The 2472-nt window shown below is 67.7% G+C and carries 4 protein-coding genes; 1 reads left to right on the top strand and 3 read right to left on the bottom strand.

The features are described from left to right. Positions 1 to 267, bottom strand: a 267-nt coding sequence (locus DD1DGNOD_RS04915; RefSeq protein ID WP_131769552.1) for an LLM class flavin-dependent oxidoreductase, incomplete at its 3' end; no start/stop codon positions are given. A 371-nt stretch (positions 268 to 638) separates the two neighbouring features. Between DD1DGNOD_RS04915 and DD1DGNOD_RS04910 the strand changes: the two genes are divergently transcribed. Beyond that, positions 639 to 1145 (top strand): MaoC family dehydratase, encoded by a 507-nt coding sequence (locus tag DD1DGNOD_RS04910; protein WP_131765463.1) that lies wholly within the window; start codon positions 639 to 641, stop codon positions 1143 to 1145. A gap of 52 nt (positions 1146 to 1197) precedes the next feature. Here the strand turns inward: DD1DGNOD_RS04910 and DD1DGNOD_RS04905 are convergent, their stop codons facing one another. Beyond that, a complete protein-coding gene (locus DD1DGNOD_RS04905) occupies positions 1198 to 1614 on the bottom strand; it encodes an NUDIX hydrolase (RefSeq protein WP_241255470.1) in 417 nt (138 codons plus the stop codon). Positions 1615 to 1866: 252 nt separating this feature from the next. Next, a partial coding sequence (locus DD1DGNOD_RS04900; RefSeq protein WP_131769551.1) for a transposase family protein occupies positions 1867 to 2472 on the bottom strand: 606 nt, incomplete at its 5' end.

Below are 2472 nucleotides of genomic sequence, written 5' to 3'. Positions count from 1 at the left end.
CCCGGGATGACGGTAGGTCACGCCGGTGACGAGCAGACCGAGCCGCAGCCTGGACGTGTGGGCGGCGAGGAACCCCAGCGTGGTGTAGCCCTCCAGCATCGGTTCGTCGGCCGGGAACATCGCCTCCATCTGGAAGTAGTGGTCCATCACGCTGAGACGGGCCACGCCCGCCTCGTCGGCGATCCGGGCGGCGCGCCCCAGGACCGGCCCGATTGCCTCCGCTCCGCCCGGCCAGGTGAACCGGACCACATGTACGCCAAGCAGCATCGCCAACTCCTTACGTCCCGGTCTCGTGCCCGGGACGGTCGTTTGCGAGGTGAACTCCGACCGCCGTCATCCCCGCCCCGTCGTCATCCCCGTCGTCGCCCCCATCCTGACGGACGCCGGCAGGCATGGCCACGCTGAGACGAGCCGGAGAACGCCGGGTGACGACGTCATGGCCAGTAGGACACCGGGTGGACGCCCTACGCTCACCGTCACGTCACTGCCGCGTCATTGTGTGATGTCCCGTTGCCGTTGCATCGCGACCGTCTACCGGTCGCAAACCGGGCAGGCACCCGGCCGACCTGGAAGGATCGAGATCGGGGTTCACGACGCCAGGTCCATGTCGCGGCAGGGACAGCAAGGAGAAGCACATCATGCAGTTCGGTCGTTACTACGAGGAGTTCGAGGTCGGCGCGGTCTACAAGCACTGGCCGGGCAAAACGGTCACCGAATACGACGATCACCTGTTCTGCCTGCTGACCATGAACCACCACCCGCTGCACCTGGATGCGAACTACGCCGAGCAGACCACCCAGTTCAAGCGAAACGTGGTCGTCGGTAACTATGTGTACTCGCTGCTGCTCGGCATGTCCGTGGCGGACGTTTCCGGCAAGGCCATCGCCAACCTTGAGGTCGAGTCCCTCAAGCACGTCAAGCCGGTCTTCCACGGCGACACCATCTACGGCGAGTCCGAGGTGCTCGACAAGGTCGAGTCGAAGAGCAAGGACGACCGGGGCATCGTGCAGGTCGAGACCCGCGGCTACAACCAGGACGGCACCCTTGTCTGCATCTACCGCCGCAAGGTGATGGTGCCCAAGCGTTCCTACGGCGAGGCCCGCGGCGGCGAGCAGCCCGGACGTCCCGTACCCAACGGATCCTGACGCCTTCCCGGCCGCGGCCCCACCCCGGCTCCCGGCCCCAGGTCTGATGGGATCAGTCCCGGGCCGTCGTGATACCCCAGGTAGCGAGGGCCTCCAGGAGGCCCGCGGTGAGCGCCACAGTATGCAGGTCGGCGCACCAGCGGACGTCCGCGGCGTCATCCCCGGCTCGCAGGGTCCCGCCACCGACGTCGCACATGTAGTCGGCGATCTCATAGACGGCTCCGTCGGGCCCCGGCCGCGTCACCCGCCCGACCAGCCGTCCGACGGTCACCTCCAGGCCGGTTTCCTCGCGGACCTCCCGGACAAGCGCGGCGGTGTCGCTCTCCCCGGCCTCGACCCGTCCGCCCGGCAACGACCACAGGCCGCGTCCGGGATCCCGCGCCCGCTGGACGAGCAGCAGCGCGCCGGCGGCGTCCATGATGATCGCCCCGACGCACGGAACCCTTTGCGACACCTGTTCCGGCGGCACCCGATTTCTCCGTCACCCGGCGAGTCCGATCGCCCCCACCATCATGCCCGGTGCCACACCGACGGGTCGCCTTCGTACCCACGTCCGCGAGAAATGCCGCTGGAACGCAGGTGTCGACGCAGGCCGCGAGCGCGGTCGCAGGGGCATCGCCTGCCACGCCGCGCCTGGCGCTGTTCGAGACGGCCAATGAGCCTTTCCCAGCAACGTTTCGTCACGTTGCGTGGCAACAATGCTGTGATGGTGTGTTGGGCGTCAGGCGGTCCTGCGGTACTCGGTGTGGAGGATGACGAGGGCGGCTTTCGCGACAAGTCCGATCTTCCAGGGGTCGATCGTGATGTTGTGGAGCAGTCGAAAGGTGACCTTGAGCAGGGCATTCGCGCGTTCGCCGACGGCGCGTAGCGCGTTGTGGATCCGGTTGTGCGCCTTCTGTTCGTCGGTGAGGGTGCCGCCCTTGGGCTTCTTGTACGCGATCGCGAGCGGCCCGGCCTGGCTACCCAACCCTTCGTAGCCGAGGTCGAACAGCACCTCGTGCGGGTCGGCGGTCCACTCCTCGAGGACCGCCAGTGCGCCGGAGGCTTTCAGGGCGGTCGAGTCGTGTTCGCGGCCGGGCCGCACGTCCGAGATCCACAGTGGCCAGCCGTCGTCGGGGGCCGAGAGGACCTGAATGTTGCCGCCGTGGTTGGAGACCTTGCCGGACCACCACAGGTCCACGCCTTCGGTCGGGCCGGGCACGCGCAGCCGGTCGGTCTCGATGACCGTGCCGTCGATGACGAGGTGGTCGTAGCCGGCGATCCTGGCCCGCATCAGCGCTTCGCGCAGGTCAGACATCCCATGTTTTTCGCTGTCAAGCTGCGGAGT

The sequence above is a fragment of the Candidatus Protofrankia californiensis genome (genome assembly GCF_900634765.1).
Classification (GTDB): Bacteria; Actinomycetota; Actinomycetes; order Frankiales; family Frankiaceae; genus Protofrankia; species Protofrankia californiensis.
Note: the sequence above shows the minus strand (reverse complement) of the source record. Positions and strands in the feature narration are given on the sequence as shown.